Annotated in this window: 15 protein-coding genes; 5 read left to right on the top strand and 10 right to left on the bottom strand. The window is 45.8% G+C overall.

Annotation, left to right across the window (positions count from 1 at the left end; all coding sequences use genetic code 11):
- Positions 1-642 precede the first annotated feature (642 nt).
- The 5 genes from rplM (at position 643) to CIK96_RS00820 (ending at position 4,305) form a co-directional block, all read left to right on the top strand.
- Positions 643-1,104: a 50S ribosomal protein L13 gene (gene rplM / locus CIK96_RS00800; protein WP_094389823.1), complete on the top strand. Its 462-nt coding sequence runs from the start codon at positions 643-645 to the stop codon at positions 1,102-1,104.
- A gap of 11 nt (positions 1,105-1,115) precedes the next feature.
- Entirely contained in the window at positions 1,116-1,502 is a 387-nt protein-coding gene (rpsI, locus tag CIK96_RS00805) for a 30S ribosomal protein S9 (RefSeq protein ID WP_094389822.1), read from the top strand.
- A 120-nt stretch (positions 1,503-1,622) separates the two neighbouring features.
- Positions 1,623-2,465, top strand: a complete 843-nt coding sequence (gene rpsB, locus CIK96_RS00810; protein WP_094389821.1) for a 30S ribosomal protein S2 — start codon at positions 1,623-1,625, stop codon at positions 2,463-2,465.
- A gap of 40 nt (positions 2,466-2,505) precedes the next feature.
- On the top strand, positions 2,506-3,504 hold the full coding sequence (gene tsf, locus CIK96_RS00815; protein WP_094435247.1) for a translation elongation factor Ts: 999 nt from the start codon (positions 2,506-2,508) through the stop codon (positions 3,502-3,504).
- A 318-nt stretch (positions 3,505-3,822) separates the two neighbouring features.
- Complete coding sequence (locus CIK96_RS00820) at positions 3,823-4,305, top strand: hypothetical protein (protein WP_144007462.1); 483 nt, start codon at positions 3,823-3,825, stop codon at positions 4,303-4,305.
- Positions 4,306-4,513: 208 nt separating this feature from the next.
- On the opposite strand, the gene CIK96_RS00825 is transcribed toward CIK96_RS00820, so the two are convergent.
- From CIK96_RS00825 to CIK96_RS00875, 10 genes are all read right to left on the bottom strand, one after another.
- Positions 4,514-4,711 carry a DUF4842 domain-containing protein gene (locus tag CIK96_RS00825; RefSeq protein ID WP_158214812.1) on the bottom strand — a complete coding sequence of 66 codons (198 nt, stop codon included), beginning with the start codon at positions 4,709-4,711 and terminating at the stop codon, positions 4,514-4,516.
- Between the two features lie 169 nt (positions 4,712-4,880).
- On the bottom strand, positions 4,881-5,786 hold the full coding sequence (locus CIK96_RS00830) for a DMT family transporter (RefSeq protein ID WP_094389817.1): 906 nt from the start codon (positions 5,784-5,786) through the stop codon (positions 4,881-4,883).
- Between the two features lie 75 nt (positions 5,787-5,861).
- On the bottom strand, positions 5,862-6,254 hold the full coding sequence (locus CIK96_RS00835) for a hypothetical protein (RefSeq protein ID WP_144007463.1): 393 nt from the start codon (positions 6,252-6,254) through the stop codon (positions 5,862-5,864).
- Positions 6,255-6,486: 232 nt separating this feature from the next.
- Positions 6,487-8,475 carry an alpha/beta hydrolase-fold protein gene (locus tag CIK96_RS13420; RefSeq protein WP_254047045.1) on the bottom strand — a complete coding sequence of 663 codons (1,989 nt, stop codon included), beginning with the start codon at positions 8,473-8,475 and terminating at the stop codon, positions 6,487-6,489.
- Positions 8,476-8,498: 23 nt separating this feature from the next.
- Positions 8,499-10,637, bottom strand: a complete 2,139-nt coding sequence (gene xyn10D/fae1 / locus CIK96_RS00845) for a bifunctional endo-1,4-beta-xylanase/feruloyl esterase (protein ID WP_094435241.1) — start codon at positions 10,635-10,637, stop codon at positions 8,499-8,501.
- A 276-nt stretch (positions 10,638-10,913) separates the two neighbouring features.
- Positions 10,914-11,378 carry a copper resistance protein NlpE gene (locus CIK96_RS00850; RefSeq protein ID WP_094389815.1) on the bottom strand — a complete coding sequence of 155 codons (465 nt, stop codon included), beginning with the start codon at positions 11,376-11,378 and terminating at the stop codon, positions 10,914-10,916.
- Between the two features lie 138 nt (positions 11,379-11,516).
- Positions 11,517-12,476, bottom strand: a complete 960-nt coding sequence (locus tag CIK96_RS00855) for a hypothetical protein (protein ID WP_094439078.1) — start codon at positions 12,474-12,476, stop codon at positions 11,517-11,519.
- Between the two features lie 1,437 nt (positions 12,477-13,913).
- The gene (locus tag CIK96_RS00865) at positions 13,914-15,296 is read right to left on the bottom strand and encodes a right-handed parallel beta-helix repeat-containing protein (protein ID WP_094439080.1); all 1,383 of its coding nucleotides are present in this window, start codon (positions 15,294-15,296) and stop codon (positions 13,914-13,916) included.
- Between the two features lie 15 nt (positions 15,297-15,311).
- Positions 15,312-18,110 carry a TonB-dependent receptor gene (locus CIK96_RS00870; RefSeq protein ID WP_094439082.1) on the bottom strand — a complete coding sequence of 933 codons (2,799 nt, stop codon included), beginning with the start codon at positions 18,108-18,110 and terminating at the stop codon, positions 15,312-15,314.
- Positions 18,111-18,151: 41 nt separating this feature from the next.
- Complete coding sequence (locus CIK96_RS00875) at positions 18,152-19,078, bottom strand: metallophosphoesterase (RefSeq protein WP_254047046.1); 927 nt, start codon at positions 19,076-19,078, stop codon at positions 18,152-18,154.
- Positions 19,079-19,379 lie beyond the last annotated feature (301 nt).

Consider the following 19,379-nt stretch of genomic DNA (forward strand, 5'->3'; position numbering starts at 1 on the left):
AGAATTTTATCTGTCTCATTGTTGGACAGAACCCCTCTCGTAGATTTGCTCGGCAAAAGCGAACCTGCCGAGAAGTTACAAACTGTAAGAGAATTAAGTCTTAAATTTATTTAGTGGACACTAGTGAAATATTATATATGGACCGAAGCATATTTTTTGCTGACCTCATCGCGCCATGTATCTGCTAAATTTAAAAAGTGATTTATAGCAAGTTTACTTGGTAGTGTATGAACAACGATGGTAATAAAGCTTGTTGCTTGTTTGTCTGTGACACTTTTGGTCTTGCCTTATTATCGTTGAATTGATTCATTACGCTTGCTGCGCGTTTGCAGTGTGTGGTCAGTTATCATGAATTTGCTGAATGTTAAATAATCATAAATATAATAATCTTCAAGCTTAAACACTCTGACTATCAAAAGAAAAGTCGTAACTTTGCAGTCCGATTATTGGGGAGAGACTTAGAATCCCCGTGAACCGTGTGTAAATAGCAGTGCCTTTGGCCGGGCAAAGCGGTTTGTGAATCACGATTCAGCACAAGACGTTAGACTGCTGCAGGGAGTTAGACCTCTGCCGTGGTATTTGTCTGTGCATAAGAGAAAAGAGAATTAAATGTTTTTTAGTAGTTAAATTAAAAAAAGTAAAATGAACACTTTGAGTTACAAGACTATTTCCGCTAACAAGGAAACAGCTAAGAAGGAGTGGGTGGTTATTGATGCCACAGACCAGGTTGTTGGTCGCCTCGCTTCTAAAGTAGCTAAGCTCATCCGCGGAAAGTACAAGCCCAACTACACACCACACGTAGATTGTGGCGACAACGTTATCATCATCAATGCCGCTAAGGTGGTTTTCACCGGCAAAAAGGAAACCGACAAGGTTTACACCCGCTACACTGGTTATCCCGGTGGACAGCGCTTCACCTCTCCCGCCATGTTGCGCAAGCAGCCATTCGGCGTTGAGCGTATCTTGAAGCACGCTGTCAAAGGTATGCTTCCCAAAGGCCCACTCGGTCGTAGCTTGCTCGACAACCTCTACATCTATGAAGGAACTGAGCACAACCACGAGGCACAGAAACCCAAAGCAATTGATATTAACCAGTATAAATAATAAGATAGAAGATGGAAATGATTAATGCAATCGGTCGTCGTAAGAGCTCTGTAGCTCGCGTTTACCTGAGCGAAGGCACAGGCAAAATCACGATCAACAAGAAAGATATCAGTGTATATTTCCCTTCAGCTATCCTGCAGTACGTGGTTAAGCAGCCGCTGAACCTGCTCGAAGTGGCTGAGAAATATGACATCAAGGCTAACCTCGACGGTGGTGGTTTCACTGGTCAGAGCCAGGCTCTCCGCCTCGCTATTGCCCGTGCACTCGTTAAGGTTAATGCAGAAGACAAGAAGGCCCTTAAGGTACAAGGCTTCCTGACCCGCGATTCACGTGAGGTTGAACGTAAGAAGCCAGGTCAGCCCAAGGCACGTCGTCGCTTCCAGTTCAGTAAGCGTTAATATCTACTGGACACGTTTAGTATCTAAACTGGTAGGACTCCATCATAGGATTACCTGCCGGCTGGTTCTAACAACAAGAATTAAAAAGAAAGTAAACAACAATTTTAAAGCATTAAGACAATGTCAAGAACTAATTTTGATACATTGCTTCAGGCCGGATGTCACTTCGGTCACATGAAGCGCAAATGGAATCCCGCTATGTCTCAGTACATCTACACAGAGCGTAACGGTATTCATATCATTGACCTCCACAAGACTGCAGCTAAAATTGACGAGGCTGCTGAAGCATTGAAGCAGATTGCCAAGAGCGGCAAGAAAGTACTGTTCGTCGCTACTAAAAAACAAACTAAGGAAATCATCGCCGAGAAGGCTTCGAGCGTGAATATGCCTTATGTTATTGAGCGCTGGCCGGGTGGTATGCTTACCAACTTCCCGACTATCCGCAAGGCCGTAAAGAAAATGGCGAACATCGACAAGCTCATGCAGGATGGTACTTACAGCAACCTTTCAAAGCGTGAGTTGCTGCAGATTACCCGTCAGCGCGCCAAGTTGGAGAAGAACCTCGGTTCTATCGCTGACCTGACTCGTCTGCCTTCTGCACTCTTCGTTGTTGACGTGCTGAAAGAGCAGATTGCCGTTCGCGAGGCTAACCGTCTGGGTATCCCCGTATTCGGTATCGTTGACACCAACTCTAACCCCAACAACATCGACTTCGTAATTCCTGCCAATGATGACGCTAAGGACAGCGTAGAGGTTATCCTCAATGCTTGCTGCCAGGCTATCAACGAAGGTCTCGAAGAGCGCAAGGTAGAGAAAGCCGACGAGAAAGCTGCAGACGCACAGGCTGAGGCTGATGCTGACGAGGCAAAAGCTAAGCGTGCTGCACGCAAGCCTCGCAAGGCTGCTGAAGCTCCCGCAGAGGAAGCTCCTAAGGCAAAAGAGGATACTCCTGCTGCAGAGTAATTAAAGGTTTAATCATCAATTCTAAAAAAGCAAAAAGATTATGGCTATTTCAATTGAAGATATCAAGAAGCTCCGCACTATGACTGGTGCTGGTCTGGCTGACGTTAAGAAAGCGCTGACCGAGGCTGAAGGCGATTTCGAGAAAGCTAAGGAACTGCTCCGTGAGCGTGGTTTGGCTATCGCTGCAAAGCGTAGCGACCGCGAAACTTCAAACGGTTGTGTTCTTGCAAAGGTTGCTGATGGCTTCGCTGCTATCATCGCCCTGAAGTGCGAAACTGACTTCGTTGCCAACGGTGCTGACTTCATCGCCCTCACTCAGAGCATCCTCGATGCTGCTGTAGCTGCTAAGGCTAAGGACATCGAAGCTGTGAAGGAGCTGACTCTCGCTGATGGTCAGAAGATTCAGGACGCTGTTACTCAGCGTTCAGGTATCACCGGTGAGAAGATGGAACTCGACGGTTACAATGTTCTCGAAGGTGAGAATATCGAGGTTTACGACCACATGGGCAAGCATACTCTTGCTACTATGGTACAAACCAACAAACCCGTTGCAGAGATTGGCCACAAGCTCGCTATGCAGGTTGCTGCCATGAAGCCTGTAGCACTCGATGCTTCAAAGGTTTCTCAGGCTGTTCTCGACGAGGAGTACAAGACTGCTGTTGAGAAGACCAAGCTTGAGCAGGTTGAGAAGTATGTTGAGAACATGCTGAAGAAGGCCGGTATCAATCCCGCTCACGTTGACTCAGACGAACACATCGAGAGCAACATGAAAAAGGGTTGGATTACTGAGGAGCAGGCTAAAGAGGCTCGCGAAATCAAGGTAAAGGCTGCTGCTGAGAAGGCTGCTTCACTCAACGAGAACATGATCGACAACATCGCTAAGGGTCGCGTACAGAAGTTCTTGAAAGAGAACTGTCTCGTTGACCAGGAGTTCCAGTTCGGTGATGGCGACAAAGCTTCTGTTTCACAGTGGCTCGCTAAGCAGGACAAGGATCTCAAGATCGTTGACTTCAAGCGCTTCACCCTTTCTGCTGAGTAATCCGTAGATAGGCATTAAGCACAATCCGATATTATTGGAGGAGCATCCCATAAGGGTGCTCCTTTTTTGGTTATTATTAATCAACTTGAGTAGCATGCTGGAAATGTACAGTGGATATCACATGACGGATTGTGCTTTATACATGTTTCCCTGATATCGATAGGGTTTTTCCTATTATTGTTTATGAATTTCCCCTTGACTCTATTGTCATCTTTTCCGTATCTTTGCACCATCAGAAGTCAAACGATACGAGTTTGCGCTCACGTGCTGGCTCTGGAAGAGATAATAAACATGGTATAACCCAAACATCGAAGAGTTATGAAAAGAATGGTATTCGCAATGGCAACAATCCTGATGTTTGCCGTTGCTGCAAAAGCACAACGCCTCGAACATGCGAAGGATGAGGCCAGTTATATCACCCGAATAATGACAGCCGAACTCGGATTGACCCGTGTTCAGAGTCAAGAACTGTTGCGCATCAACCTTGTTTATCTGGATGGTATTAGCAGTTACCGTGACATAGAGGGTAGAGGATGTAAGAGTAGAGACAAAAAGATTAAGTCGTTGCTCAACAAACGTCAATGGCATCAATATAAAAACACCTATTATTTCTACCGTCCCATCTCTTGGCGTGACCATGCTTATGTGCACCATATCTATGCTAAGTATCCTAAGAACAACAGACATAAATACTGTAAGCATCAGGTAGATCGCAATTGGCGACAACAGGGTAATAACAGTCCCGAAGCTATTCGTCAGCGTCAGAAGATGCGCCGCCATGTGATGAATGGCGCAAGATAAAACCTCACATACATACAATCTTCAATAGAAAACATTTCTGGTCTTAATGACTGGAAAGTATCAGGATAAAATAAAATTAGTAGCTGTAAGAATGTAATAAGACCTCGGCATCCTATAAAGGGTGTCGAGGTCTTCACGTTATCTGATGACAGTTTAGTTTGTGTCTGTGTGTTATAGACTGTCCAGTCTTAATGATTCATTAGGGCCTTTATTTGCGATGCATATACCAGTCTTGTGAATTCTGACCGTCGCTTGTTGCCCACGATTTGAAGTTGGGAAACTCTTCATCAATCTTTTTGCCTTCTGTGGCAGGCACAAAGATTTTGCTGTGCTTGGGATCTGCGATGGACGGAAGGGAAATTTCGAGTGCAAAAGGATGATTTCCGCCTTTGTCACTCTTTGTCACTCTTTGAGCTGAAATTTAGCTTTATTTAACTTGTCTATAGACTCTTTTACATGAATTCTGCACAAAGAACAGCTAAACGCTTTTGAAGAGAGATGAGTGATCAATCAATAAGATAATGTTTCTTTTGCCTATAATAAATCCTAATTGGTTGTCTGACTATCTGTAAGTATCATTTACCGCAGATTGTTGCTTCGGCTCGCCTTGATAATGCTGTTTGTAATACTACCGAAAGGATGATGAGCAGTACGCCAAACCAGAATGCGCCATTGAGTTCTTGTCCTTCGTCGAAGAGCATCATGGCGAGTACGATGCTATAAAGCGGTTCGAGGTTATAGCTCAGATTGACGGTGAATGCTGATATGGTGCGTAGTGCTTGTAGCTGTGTGAGGAACGGACCGATGGTAAACACCGATGCAAACATCAATATCATGGCCCAGTCGATACCCGTAGGCAATAGTGTTGCGGTGGGGTAGAGGTGGAGATATATTGGCAGTATGACTGTCAGAGCGCCCCATCCTGCCAGCAATTCGTAGAGTAGCATGGTGCTGCTTGAGCGTCCGGTTTGCTGTTGTACACGTTTGCTGGTAATGGAGAATAAAGTGTAGAACAGCGATGAGAATGTACCGATGATGATACCTGTGCGATGTCTGGTATCCAGACCGAAGATGAGTAGGATGCCTGCCAGAGTGAGAAGACTGAGTGCCAGTTCATGCCACGACATGCGTCGGTGTCCGATGAGCGGTTCGATGATGGCAGTAAAGAATCCGTTGAGTGCGATACAGACCACAGCGATACTTACGTTTGATGCTTTGATACTGGCGTAGAACAATACCCAGTGAATAGCCAGCAGTATGCCACATCCAGCAATACGTGCAAGTTGGTGGCGTTCGGGTATGCTGACGCGGTGGTTCATGCGCATTACAATCCATAGTACGATGGCTGCAATAAGCATTCTATACCAAACTAAAGGAATCTCTGTTAGTGCGATGATACGCCCGAAGATACCGGTAGCTCCCGCCAACAGTATGCCGATGTGTAGTCTCAGATAGTTGTGTGGGTTGTTTTCTTGTGTCATATTAAGGCGTTTTTTGGATTTGCTGTAAGTTTGTTATTCCTTCTTTGTCGTCTTTACAGGTTTCTTATCGCTCATTTATCTCTTATAGAGCGTATAGTATTTATCGTAGCGTCCGTCTCGCACCACCGCCTTGAGCTTGGCATATTCGTTCAGCAGACTGTCTTTTTGAAGAATGGCTTGCGATTCGGGTTGGGCATAGATGCGTTCCATGGTTTTGCTCATGTTCAGACACTCTTTCAACGGGATATTTCCTGCCTCTGCATGCAATATCACCAGATTGACGAATGCCGAGATGAGGTAGTGTCTGTTGAGTGGGTCTTTGAATTTGGCGAATCTGTCGGCCTGATTCATCATCTTGTGGAAGTATAACTCAGAGCGTATCTCCGCTTCCTTATCACCCATACGTGAGAACTGATAGTTGGTCATACTCGTACGCATCTGGTGGTTTCGGTGCATGTTGGATATCATTGGGGTTTGTTTTGCAAAATTACACCTTATAATTGTAATGACCAAACATTTATTTGGTAATCTGCAAGACTAAGCGTGTTGCTGTTTTGTCTGACAGTTTGATACTATTCTCTATGACGACAATTTTTTTTCGGTTGTTGACAGAAAAAGGATAGATGCAGGATGGAAAATACAAAGAAAAAATGGACTGCTCCATCACCGGAGCAGTCCATGTTGAATCAAAAGTAATGAATTATTTGAAAATCAGTTGCGCAAATTGATAGATGCTTTCGCGCCATACAGGCCAAGTGTGACCGCCTGGGTACTCGTAGTAGTCGTATTTCAAACCCATTTCGTCAAAGCGTGCACGCATGGCTTTGCAGTTTTCATAGGCGATGTCTTCTTCTCCGCCCATTGACAGCCAAAGTTTCTTGAGGTTCTTATTGTAGATGGCAACCTTTTCTTTCAGCGTTTTGTAACATGCCTCCGTATCAATAAACGATGCCCAAGGTACTCGTTCTTTAAACCATCCCGAACTGAATACACCGGCATAGCTCACCAGGTCAGGACTTGACACCAAGGCGTTGAGTGTATGTATTCCACCCATTGACAGTCCGGCTAAGGCACGATACTTCATGCCTTTCTTCACTCGGAAGTTCTTCTCTACGAAAGGAATCCCCTCTTGTGTCCATTCGGCAGTAAAGTCGCTGGTGTTGCCATCCATCATCACTACAACCATTGGCACAGCCTTGCCATCGGCAATCAAGTTGTCGAGAATGATATCTGTCAGTCCTTGGTTGCTCCATCCGCGTTCGTCCTCACCGCCACCATGCTGCAGATAGAGCACGGGAAAGGTGGCTTTGGGATTGGTATCGTAGGCAGCAGGGGTATAGATATACATGGTTTTCCATTTGTTGTCAACCTTTGAGAAGTATCGTTTGCGGTGTACGTCGCCACGAGCAACATCACGTTGGGCAAAGCGTGGAGCTTTGATGTCATCATAGGGAATCTCTACACCGCTGGTCATCATCGAACAGCCATAGAACGATTCACTCTGCGGATCTGCCACACGTACTCCGTCTATTACGAGGAAATAGTAGTGGAATCCTTCGCTCTGCGGATCGGTCACACAAGTCCATATGCCATCACGGTCTTTATACATATCATATTTTCGTCCAAGGTCTATCTGCACATGTTTGGCAGTAGGAGCCTTGACGCGGAATACCACACGATGGTCGGCCAATACCTTAGGATACTGTTGTCCGCGGATATTCCACAGCGAAGGCTGTCCTTCTTGGTTAGCGAGTGCTTGCTTGGCTTTGGCCTCTTGTTGGAAGAACGTCACCATTTCGTTGAAGGTATTTTCGTTGAATGTCACAGGACCATGCTCGCCACCTTCCACGGTGATGAACTTTTCCAACCGTCCGTTTTTCTTCAGTGCCGCAGCAAAACGCTCGCTCTGACAGTAAGGCACTACGCTGTCGGAATTGCCATGTATGACGAGGAAACGAGGAATGTTTGGTGTGACGTAGCTGTAAGGACTGGTGAGTGAAATCATGTCAGGCATATCGGCAGGCGCACCACCTATCAGTGCGGCTTCTGGTGATTTGGCATCTTTTACAGTCTCGCAGCGTTCCATAGTTGCCATATCGATTGGTCCAAACCAATCCACTACAGCATCCACTTCACTGGAATAGTCTGTATAATGCCCTACATTGCCTTCGATATCTACCGTGGTCTTACCTACGGTGTGTGTCTTCATGTGGTTGGTTACACCAGCCAGCGATGACAGATGACCACCAGAAGAATATCCTGTGATGCCGATGAACGAGGTGTCGAGATGATAGTCCTCGGCATGGGCACGAATATAGCGGATGGCGGCTTTCACATCGTTGATCTGTGCAGGGAATTTTGCGTCAGCGCTACTACGATGGTTGATGCTTACTACGGCAAAGCCGGCATCCACCAGAGGTTTGCCGATTGATAGATAGCCCATGGCCTTCATGTTGTTGGCAAACCATGCGCTACCATATATTACCATCACCACTTTATACTTCTCATGACCTGTAGCAGGTAGATAGATGTCCAGTCGGTGAGCTTCCAAACTATCGCCTGCATAGTTCAAATCCTTGTACTGCGGATTGGTTTCGGGCATTTTGAATCCGCCTGATGCGCTCTGTGGCTGTGCCATCATCACGATGGCACAGCAGAGCATGAGTAATGATAAGATAGCTTTTTTCATTATAGTATTTTTGACTATATGCTTTATTTGAAGAGCAGCGGTGCCATAGTGTGCAGGGCACGGCGCCATGACAGAAACTCGTGGGCTGTGCCCTCAGAGATATGTCCCACAGCGTTGAAACCAGCTTCTTTCAAGCGAGCTGTTGAAGCGTTGATGGCTTCGGGACGCTCTTTGCTACCACAGCTTTGGAAGATCAGTTTCACCTCGCCCTTATCTTTCAGATCGGCAGGTTCATACTGTCCACCGCTCAGCAGTCCCCAGTATGCAAACACCTCTGGGCGGCGCATGGTGATGAGTTTGGTTTCAAAACCACCCATTGACAATCCTGCCATTGCACGATTGTTGCGGTCAGCCTTGGTCTGGAAATTGGCATCAATATAAGGAATGAGCTCATCCACCAATACGGTTTCAAACTCCTTGGCATCAAACTTATTGATATGTCCGAAGCGCACATCGTTGGTCATGCCGTAGGTCATCACAATGATAAACGGTTTGCACTTACCTTCTGCAATCAGGTTGTCCATTATCAGGTTGGCATGACCTTGGTTGCTCCAAGCTGTTTCGTCCTCGCCCCATCCGTGTTGCAGATAGAGCACAGGGAAGCGTTCTTTCTTGTTTTTGCCATACGTCGGTGGAGTATAGACAAAAGCGCGACGCACGGTGTTGGTGCTTTTTGAGGGGAACAATACCTGTTGTACATGACCATGAGCCACATTCATGCGGTTTTCATAGAATGCTTGATCGTGGGCAGGAATCTCAATACCACTCTCCCAACGGCATGAACCATAGTAGTTGTTGGCACCTGGGTCGTTTACCACAGCACCATCAATGGTCAGGTGATAATAGTGGAAACCTTCATCCATAGGACCTTCTGTAGTTCCAGTCCATACGCCGTCCTTGTCTTTGCGCAGTACTGTACCGCCACGACCACCTAATCCGAGACTTACAATAACAGATTTGGCATCTGGAGCGACAATGCGGAAACGGGCATAACCCTCAGAGTTGACCATAGGATACTGTTGTCCAGGCTGGTTCTTTGAACTGGGTACAAAGTCTTCCTTAGGCTGATGTTGGTCGAGTGCAACATTGAAGTCCTTCACTACGCTATATACCTTCTTGGCTTTGTAGTTTGCATCAAAGAGCAACGGATGGTTGTTCACGCCAAGCCAGGAGTCGCGGTCAGAAAGATTCCAAAATGTTACGTTGTCAATCACGTCCTTGTGTTTGCGCAATACGCGGAACACACGTGCATACTGGTCTTCCTGCAGTGCAGCAATATATGCGGGCTGTGCAACGGCTTGACCACGTGAGAACTGCAACTGTCCACCCATTTCCTCATTGGTACGGATGTCGAGTTCGGTGATGTGGATATGTTTTACCAACTGAGAATATTTGGTCAGTGCAGCATCAACATCCTTTTCCGATGGTCCATAGATGTTGTAGTGCCCCTGCATACCAATACCAGTGATAGGTACACCGGCATCCTGCATCTTCTTCACCATATTGTATATTCGCTCACACTTCTTGGGGTCTGCAGCGTTGTAGTCGTTATAGAACAGCAGAGCGTTGGGGTCTGCCTCATGGGCATATTCAAAAGCTTTGGCAATAAATTCATCGCCACAAAGTTTGAACAGACGACTTTGGCGATAGGGAGAAGGCTCCTGTCCAGGACGGAAGCGCATCATGTTGTTGTCGTTCATGGCTTCGTTGACCACATCCCATGCATATACAATGTCCTTATATCTGTTGACCACTGTATGGATATGTTCGCGCAAGCGTTGGTAGAACACCTCTTTTTTCACTTCCTTACCTTTTTTATCGGTAAACATCCAGTCGGAGAACTGGCTGTGCCAAACCAGACAATGTCCGCGCAGTTTGATACCATTCTGTCGGCAGAAGTTGGCAATACTGTCTGCAGCCCCCCAGTTCCATACACCTTCTTTCGGGTGTACCGATACAGGTTTCATATCATTCTCGGCAGTCACACTGTTAAATTCGCGCTTGATCAGTGCGATTTGTTCAGGCTGTGCAATATTGTGCTTATTGACAGCCACACCAATAGTGAAATAGTCTTTGTAGGCATCTTTCAAACCCTGTGCCTGAGCGGTTGTTGCGCTGATTGCAGCAAGAGCAACCCATACAATCTTTTGTTTGATCTTCATGTCTTTAGTTTAATTGTTTTAGGATGATGCAAAGATACATATAAAATATGTAGTAATGGTCATGCGGTGTAACACATTCTTTTTCGGTTCTTTCATTTCTGCTGGTTGAGATAATAGATAAAGATGTTGAAATGGTGTGTGGGATGGAATCGGAAGCAAGTGTAGATGTCCTGATATTGATTATTCTTGAATAAGAAGACAAAAACAACGAGTCCACGAAACATGGTTTCCGTGGACTCGTTTCGTATGATAGCGTGAGTGCTTTCTGCTTGAAGTTTAGTTTTTCTTTGTCAGCACATAGTGTTTAGCCATTTCTCCTTCAGGCTCGTTGCCGAGCGAATCGGTCATGATAAGGCTATTGTCATCCTTAACCTTGTAGTAAGAGGCCTCACCACTTGATGGGCGGATAATCTCAATCACATGATTTGCTGATACCTTGAAGATGCCACTTGCCTCGTCGTGTCCATCCTTGCGGTCAATGTAGTCGGCAGCATACTGGTAAGTGCTATCGCTGTTGAGTGTCAAGACAGTCTTGATTCCTGGGCAATCTGCTGCGGGGAGTGTTCCCTCATAGGTGCCCGCAATCGATTCGATAGCAATGCCATCAGCCTGCAGCGAATCACTCTCTACACAGCTGAGGCTATCTGTATCAGTTTTCTGACCTGTTGTCTTGTTGCCATTGCATGAAACAACAAACATTGCAGCAATAACGGCTACTGCTAAAATAATTGTCTTTTTCATATTTTATACACTTTGTTTTGATAAATAGTCAAGGGTAATCCACACTTTTCCTGATGAAGTTCCCGTTTCATCATCTAATGAGTGGGATTGTTGTATGTGGAAGTTTATGTGGAGTAGGAGGGTGTTGCACCTGTATTGTTATTCATCCCAATAGCGAATCTTGCGTGTCTGCACCACGTTGGTAGATTGGCTTTGTGCATCTTTCTCCCAATACACGATGTTAAGTTGGTTGCGTGTCCAGTTGCCGTCATCGTCGTGGGCGGTATATTCATTGCGCATATTGACCGACATCAGACACTCCTTCTGTTCATTATAAACCTTTTGACTCTCGTTGAGTATTTCGTTCTTTTCGTTGTAGATATACTCATTGACATAGGTGATGGCAGCTTTCTCGTTGGTCAGTGTGCGGCGCACCAGTCTGTTTCTGTCATCATACTCATAACTGATGCTGCTTGTGCCGTTGCGTTCCAGCATCTTCGCCTTTGTCAGATAACCATATTCATTATATATGCGCTCCATGATGTCAGGATTCTCCATCTTGCCGTCTCGTGCGAAACGCTCCATGGCATTCTCCGACACCGGATTGGTGGTCATCACCTCTTGCACCTTGCCTTTCAGTCCCAACAGTACCGCATCTTTATAAAAAGGAGTAGTAGGTTGGAAGAAGATATTGATATCCGAAGCCCCATCGTTGTTTTTAGTGACAGACACTTTCACATTGCCATAGTCGTTGAAGAAATAGTATGATCCGTTTCGTGTGGTATAGTTGCCATAGTCTTGCGACAGTTTGCGGAGGAAATAAGCCGTATTGCGGTTCATCATCTCTTTGGTACGATAGGGTCCCACGGTGAAATACATCGATTCAACCCGTTTGGTGTCTTTATCGGCACTAACCATCAGTTTGGCACGTATGCCATAGAAGTTTCCCCGGAAATAATAGTCTTCGCCATCTCCCGAATCTCCCCATGGTGTGAAGTTTTTCTCTTGTATGCGTACAAGGAACGAATCGACCGCTCCCTCGATGGGCACACCCATAAAGTCGAGGCAGCGCACATCTGTAGTCTGTGCCTTTCCGCTGGCAAGTGATAGCCAGACCATTAGTGTTATGATGCAGTATCTAACCATTTTCCGTGCAAAGATAGTGCAAACCGAGAGAAATACAAAGAGAAACGTAGTTTTTCTTTTATTTCCGAGGTGCAGCCTATCGAAGAAGCATAGCTTCAAAGATACGATTAAGTGAGCGAAAAGCAAAAGAAAAAGCATTTTTTCTTCTGCTTTGCCGAACGTGAGTATCTTGGGGCTGCAAGTCCAAAGATAGTGCAAACCGAGAGAAGTACAAAGAAAAAACACTTTTTTCTTTGTACTTCCGAGGTGTAGCCTATCTAAGCAATGAGATTGCAGAGATACGATTAAGTGAGCGAAAAGCAAAAGAAAAAGCATTTTTTCTTCTGCTTTGCCGAACGTGAGTATCTTGGGGCTGTAGGTCCAAAGCTAATGCAAATCGAATGCAGAATAGCAAGCTTGCTTAAATATTATGCTTAAAAAAACATAATAACCCAATTGTTTTGCTATGTTTATTTGGATGTATGTGTCAAAAAGTGTATCTTTGTGATGGTTTTATGTGTCAGAAAGTGTAAGATATTACCATTGCTATGTGTCTAAAAGTGTAAATCTATGAAAAGAAAGATATATACTCAGCTTGTAGATTGGAAGAACCAAGAGCGTCGTAAGCCATTGGTATTAAATGGAGTAAGACAATGTGGGAAAACCTATATTCTAAAAGAATCCTTTTGCAGTCTTGATGCTCAGGTATTTCTTGAAAGGTTTGGTATAATAGCCATAGTATTCCTGTTGCCCTCATCTTTCGCGTGATGTTCACGCGCGTATGCGCATGCGCGATGTGTTGTTTTTTCGACCACCGACCACCCGTGATGGTTATGTTTCTGAGTAGTAAAGACTTATATGGTGTTCGATGTTGTGGAATCGACCACCGATCGACCACCAACTATATTTTTCTTTCCCTGGTAGTCTGACATGTTTGAATCGATTGCCTATCGTTGGAAACTACATTTACCTAATGTTTGACACAACTCTTTCGCAATGTTTGAAATCACTTTTACCCAACGTTTGATATAACTCTTTTCAACGTTTGACACAACCATTATCCAACGTTTGACAAAACTATTATCCAACGTTTGACAAAACTATTATCCAACGTTTGATAATACTATTATCCAACGTTTGAAACAACCATTATCCAACGTTAGATAAAACTTTTGTCAGGCGTTAGAAAAACGCTGAAAAAAACAAGTGTAGCATTTACATTGATACCAGTTCGTGTGGAAACTATCGTTAGGGCTATCCAAAAACAAGAGAATAGCGATTCCTATGTGTCTACGAATAGATTGTGTCGTAGTTATTTTTCGTGCGTGAATAATGCATATGAAATCCCCCCATATCTATATGTCAACCCACACGAAGAAGTGTATGGATGAACATATAGTTATGGGTGGCACGATTTTCAACGAACCGATATTACATCGTTGCTCCGAATCTGGCGCTTGGCAGTGGAGCTGTGAAGTAGTAGTTCTGATCGTTGTTGTTATCCAAGAAAACTACCTTTTTCATGCCAAAGAAAGGAATGCCGTTGGGGAAAAGGCGAGCAAAATCGGTAACACCGCCAGAGCGTGCAGGACTTTCGGCTTTCACGTCGAAGTTCCATGCCTTGTCGAAGGCGAGTGGAGCACCTTTTTCCACATCATCTGATTCGCAATTGATATTCATGTTACTGCTTTGTTTGAAATTTTCGAATAGTGGGTCGAGTTGTCCGGCAACGCCGCTCTTGATGTCGGTATCAAACCAAATGCCGAGTGAAGCCCCTTTCTCCATTTGTTTCACACCCGTTTCTGTTGAGGCGAAATAATAGTTGGGAGTGAGTCGGCTGTGCTCCATATCTGCACCGTCCTGCTTAGGTTGTTTCAGTCCGAAGCGTGAATCGTAGATCAAATTGTTGACGAAAATGGGCTTTGCAGCCTTCTCGACCCATACCGAACCGCCTTTTGTGTTTTTGGCGCGACGCCATCCACAATCTACAACCGTATTGTTATATACGGTCATTTCGGTGAGAGGAATCACCTCGCTGTTACCCGCATTTGAGAGTTTGAAAGCATTGGTGCAGGCATTGTAGATGATATTGTTAGCCACATCAAATTTGCATCCAGCCTTCACGTTGATAGCTTCGCCACCATCGGTCTTGTTTCCGCAATCAGCAAAGATGCTGTTGACAATGACGGCATTGCCGCCAGTAAAGTAGGTTAGGTCGTTGTAGGCATCGTGGAAGAAACTGTTTGCAATCACAAACTTACCGTTTACATTGCAAAAATGGAAGGCAGGCACACCGCCATCGATAGTAGTTTTGAAGAGTTTTCTTTGAAACGAGATGGAGTTTTCTGTAGGTGTTGCTCCTGCGTAGGCTATCTCTACATGGTTGAGCACCACTTCTTCCGAATTGTATCCGCAGATGATACCACCCCATGCCTCAGGTTTCTTGTCGTCTGAAGTAAACACAACGGGCTTCTCGGCAGTACCCATACAGTAGAGGTTGCCCAATACCACGATTTCGATGGGCACTTGCACTTCAGCCTTGCAAGTGACAGTCACACCCGGTTCGATGTAGAGCGAAGTGCCTTCCGGAATTTCTATGCTCTCGGTCAGCGTAGTGTCTTTGGTCCATACCAGCGACCCTATGGGGTATTCGGCAAACGATGTTTTGATGGCATCGGTAGAACCTTGGTTATTGTTATCCTGATTGTTGTTGTTTACGTAATCGTATGGATTGATATTGTCGTTCTCGCATGCTGTTGAGAACACTGTCGTTGCCATGATCAACATGCAGGCGAAAGTATTTATCTGTTTCATATTTGTTCTTGTTTTTTATAGTTTATATCTTACTCCCAAAAGGAATGTTCTGCCGTATTTATACGTACCTACGATGGTCTTATCACTCTGCTGTCCCTCATATTCAAGGTTGGCAGGGTTCACCGTCTTGAGGTATCTCTCTCGTTTGGCATCGAGCAGATTGTTGGCTTTGAAGAAGATAGAGAATCCGTTCTTGAATTGTTTTTCGGCGCTAAGATCGAGTCCAAACATGGCTTTGTCCCATTGGTCGGCATCTTTGAAAGGTGATACCAATGCCAGTTTGGTGCCAGTGAACGAAGCCGCGAGTTGTCCATTCCATCCGTGTTCGGTATCCTTATACAGCAGAGAGAGGTTGGCGGTGTGTGGAGCCTGATTTACCAGAGGTCGGGTCTGGGTCACTCCCGTCTTATATTCCGCGCTGCCTTCTTGATATTCACGCTTTGATGTGGTGATTCTCGAATAGGTATAGGTGTAGTTTGCCTTTATACCAAAGTGGCGGATATACTTGATGACGTCGATTTCGAAACCCATGTTTTTGGCATTTCCCAAATTGTCGGGCATATAGTAGGCATCGGTTCCCGCACCAATCTTACCGTCGGAAGTGACAAACACCTGTTCGATAGGATCCTTCAGGTATTTATAGAATACACCAGCCAGTATCTGCTCATTCTTTGACGGAAACCACTCCCATCGCAAGTCGATATTGTCGATGCGTGCTCGCTTCAGATTAGGATTACCCTTCTCCTGATATTCCTCGCCCTGAATCTGATAAGGCACAATCTCGTAGAATCCAGGTCGGTTGATGGAACGATAGTAGGATAGACGCACATTCATCTTTTGTGTAGGTGTCCACTTGATATTGGCAGAGGGCAGATAGTCCCAGTAGCTCTGTTCTCCCACCTGTCCCATGTTGCGGAAGTGTTGCAGCATGGTGTATATCTGGTTGGTGTGTTCTGCGCGGAAACCAACATTCATCTCGCCCAATTGACTCTTCATGGTCACCATGGCATAGGCTCCACCGATATGTTCCTTAGAGTCGTAGTTGAGTTGTGAGGCTTGCGAGTATGGAGTTCTGCATGTCCATTCGATATGGCCAAACTGCTCCAGACTATTGTCATCCAACGTCAGTTCGGTATCGGCAGGATTGAAGATGTAGGAATAGTATCTGTTGCTGCGTTCCTTGCGACGATACTGCCCACCAGTTTTCCAAATAGCTTCCATATCGTTTCCGAAACGGGTGTTGTAAGTGAGGTTGATGTATCCAGCCCAATCGGTATCTCTGTTGTGTTGGAATCGGCGTTCCGCATTTTTTGGATACGTCTTGCTAATGGTCTTGTTGGGCGACCAGATCGAGCCGGAAACGGCATCCCCCTCTGTGTTGTCGGTAGTCACCGTGTTGCTCAGTGTGGCGTAGGTTCTATCGGGATCCTCCTCTTTGGCTTGAGAAAAAATTCCCGCCCAGTCGATGGTGAAATCCTTGGTGAGATGGTGAGTGCCCTTCAGATTGGTGGCAAAAATGCTTTGCGTGGTAGAGGTAGATCGCATCTCGTCATCTTGCGTATAACTGTTTTCGCCGATATATTCAGTACCGATGCCATTGCTGTATCTGATACCTTTGGAGTTGGTATGCACATACATATTATACCATTCCAACTTGTGACCAGGCAAAGTCAGGTCCAGTTTGGCATGAACACCCGTATTCAAATCGTGGATGCTGTAGTAGCGGTGTTGCAGCTTGGAAATATACATGGCCTGTTCGCCCGAAGCCATCTTTACAGAATTATAAGTGCGCTCAGTCCCCCGGAAGGTGTTTTGTATGCTACCTGCAACTATCACGCCCAAGCGGTCTTTCCAGAAGCGATTGCCTATGCTGATGCCACCAATGAAGTTGGGACTTGGAGCGGAGTGACTCTTTAGTTGCATCGGACCATTCTTAAAGTCGCTCATGCTTGCCTTGTATTCCGAACCGAAAGCCTCGTAAGGCGACTTGTGGGTATAGTCAGAACGGTTGCTTGTGAGATAGTCTCTGCCGTCTTTCCAGAAGTAATCGCTCGCTCCAATGGCAGCATTGGCTTGGAGCTGAAAACGTGAAGGAGCGTCCTTCATGACCATATCGACCACTCCACCGGCAGCATCACCTTCCATGTCGGCAGTCAACGACTTCGATACTACGAGGCGATCCATCAGGTCGCTTGGGAAGATGTTCAACGGGATGTAGCGGTTCTTGTCATCGGGACTTGGAATCTTCACCCCGTTCACAAGCGTGTAATTGTAGCGCTTGTCCATGCCACGGAGAATGGCATAAGAAGCCTCACCCGACGCATCGCGCTCCATCGTGACACCCGATACGCGCTGAAGCACACTGGCCACATTGACGTCGGGAGACAGTTGGATGCTCTGCTGGCTAATCACGTTGAGCACATTGCCAGCCGTCTTTACGGTTTCTACGGCACTACGGTCGGAGCGATATTCGCGATGGCCCGTCACCACCACTTCGCCAAGTTCCTTCTGATCTTCAGTCATCGGAATGTCGAGTTTGTCTTTCTTGGCAACATCCACCACAATCTCCTGAGTCTTGTAGGCAATGTAGGAAACGATAAGGGTGAACTTTCCCTTGTTGGGCAATTCATGCAGGGTGAAAGTTCCGTCGAGGCCTGTAGTGGTGGTCACTTCAGGCAACTCTTTCACTCGGATCACAGTTCCGATGAGCGGTTCGCCCGTTTTGTTGTCCTTGACAGATCCATCCAGCGTATGGGCTTGGATAGTAGCAGTCACGGCGGCAAGCAATGCCGCACTGATTAAAAATCTTTTCATCTCAATATATGTTTCAGTAGAATACTTCTCTCTGCTTCCTTTTATTTGCTTTTTTCTATCGTGTGAATCACTTTGCCCTCTTTGTCAATCATCGACATGCGGAGCTGATTCTTGTCGGCTGTGATGACAGAAAAACCATCGGCAGAACTGCAAAATACGGTGCCGTCGATAGGTTTTACTGGGCGTGCCAACGACGACGATGAGTTGACCACATAGTCGATAGCATCTCCTTTCTTCTCGATATGCTGGAAATTATGGATGTGTCCGCAGGCGTAAATTGCCACATTATTATATTTATGGAGCACAGGCAACAGGCGCTTCTGCATATCAAGACGCTCGGTTTCCTTCTTGCCTGTCTCGGCGTAGATGGGGTGGTGACCCACCACGACGACCCAGTCTTCGTGGGCATTCTTTAGCGTTTCGTCGAGCCAAGAGATTTGCGCTTGCATATCCTCCTTACAGGCGTCGGGGTATGTGTCGGCATTCTTGCGATAAGAATCGATAAGGGGTGTGGTGTCGAGGAATACGATGCGTATGGTGGTATTCTTATGTGAAAACACCTTTGTGTAGTATTTGGCAGGCATCATCCAACGGCGGCTCACCTTGCCATAGTTGAGGAAAGCCTCGGTATTGCCCCGATATTCATGGTTGCCGCAAACAGGAAACCAGTCGAGCATGAGGTCGGGATGGGAGTAGATCAACTCGTAATTGGTCATCCAAAGTGGGTCTTGCAATGATGCCACTCCATTGAAATGATGGATATCGCCCACGGCAAGTACTGCTTCCGGATCTACCACATCAGCCATTTCGCCCATCAGTTCGGCAATCGGCTTTTGGTCGTAATAGCCATTCCGACCCATGTCGTTGGTCATATAAAGTGTGATTTCACCTTTCAACTTCTCCCATTCTGTGGCATTTTGTGCTTGCGCCTGCACGTTGGCAAGCATCAGACAGACAGTCATCAGCATCATGGCAACTCTATTGCCGCATGCTCTCATTACATTGTTTCTCATTTTATTTCTCTTTTAAAATTGATTTTATCCTCATCTAAGTAGTGTTCCGAAATACCGATATATGCTATTAAAGCACCCGAATCTCAAACCCATTCATGGTGGGTGAAATGCGAGTGCAAAGGTAGTGGGACGATGTGTCAAACGCGTTACGAGTGTTTGAACATCTTGATAAAGTCGTGTAACAATACTGTTACAAGTCAGAGAAAGAACAGTCGCGATGTTACAAATCTGCAATTACAGGTGGTCAATTTGCCAC

It is taken from the genome of Prevotella sp. P4-98 (assembly GCF_002251405.1).
GTDB lineage: Bacteria > Bacteroidota > Bacteroidia > Bacteroidales > Bacteroidaceae > Prevotella.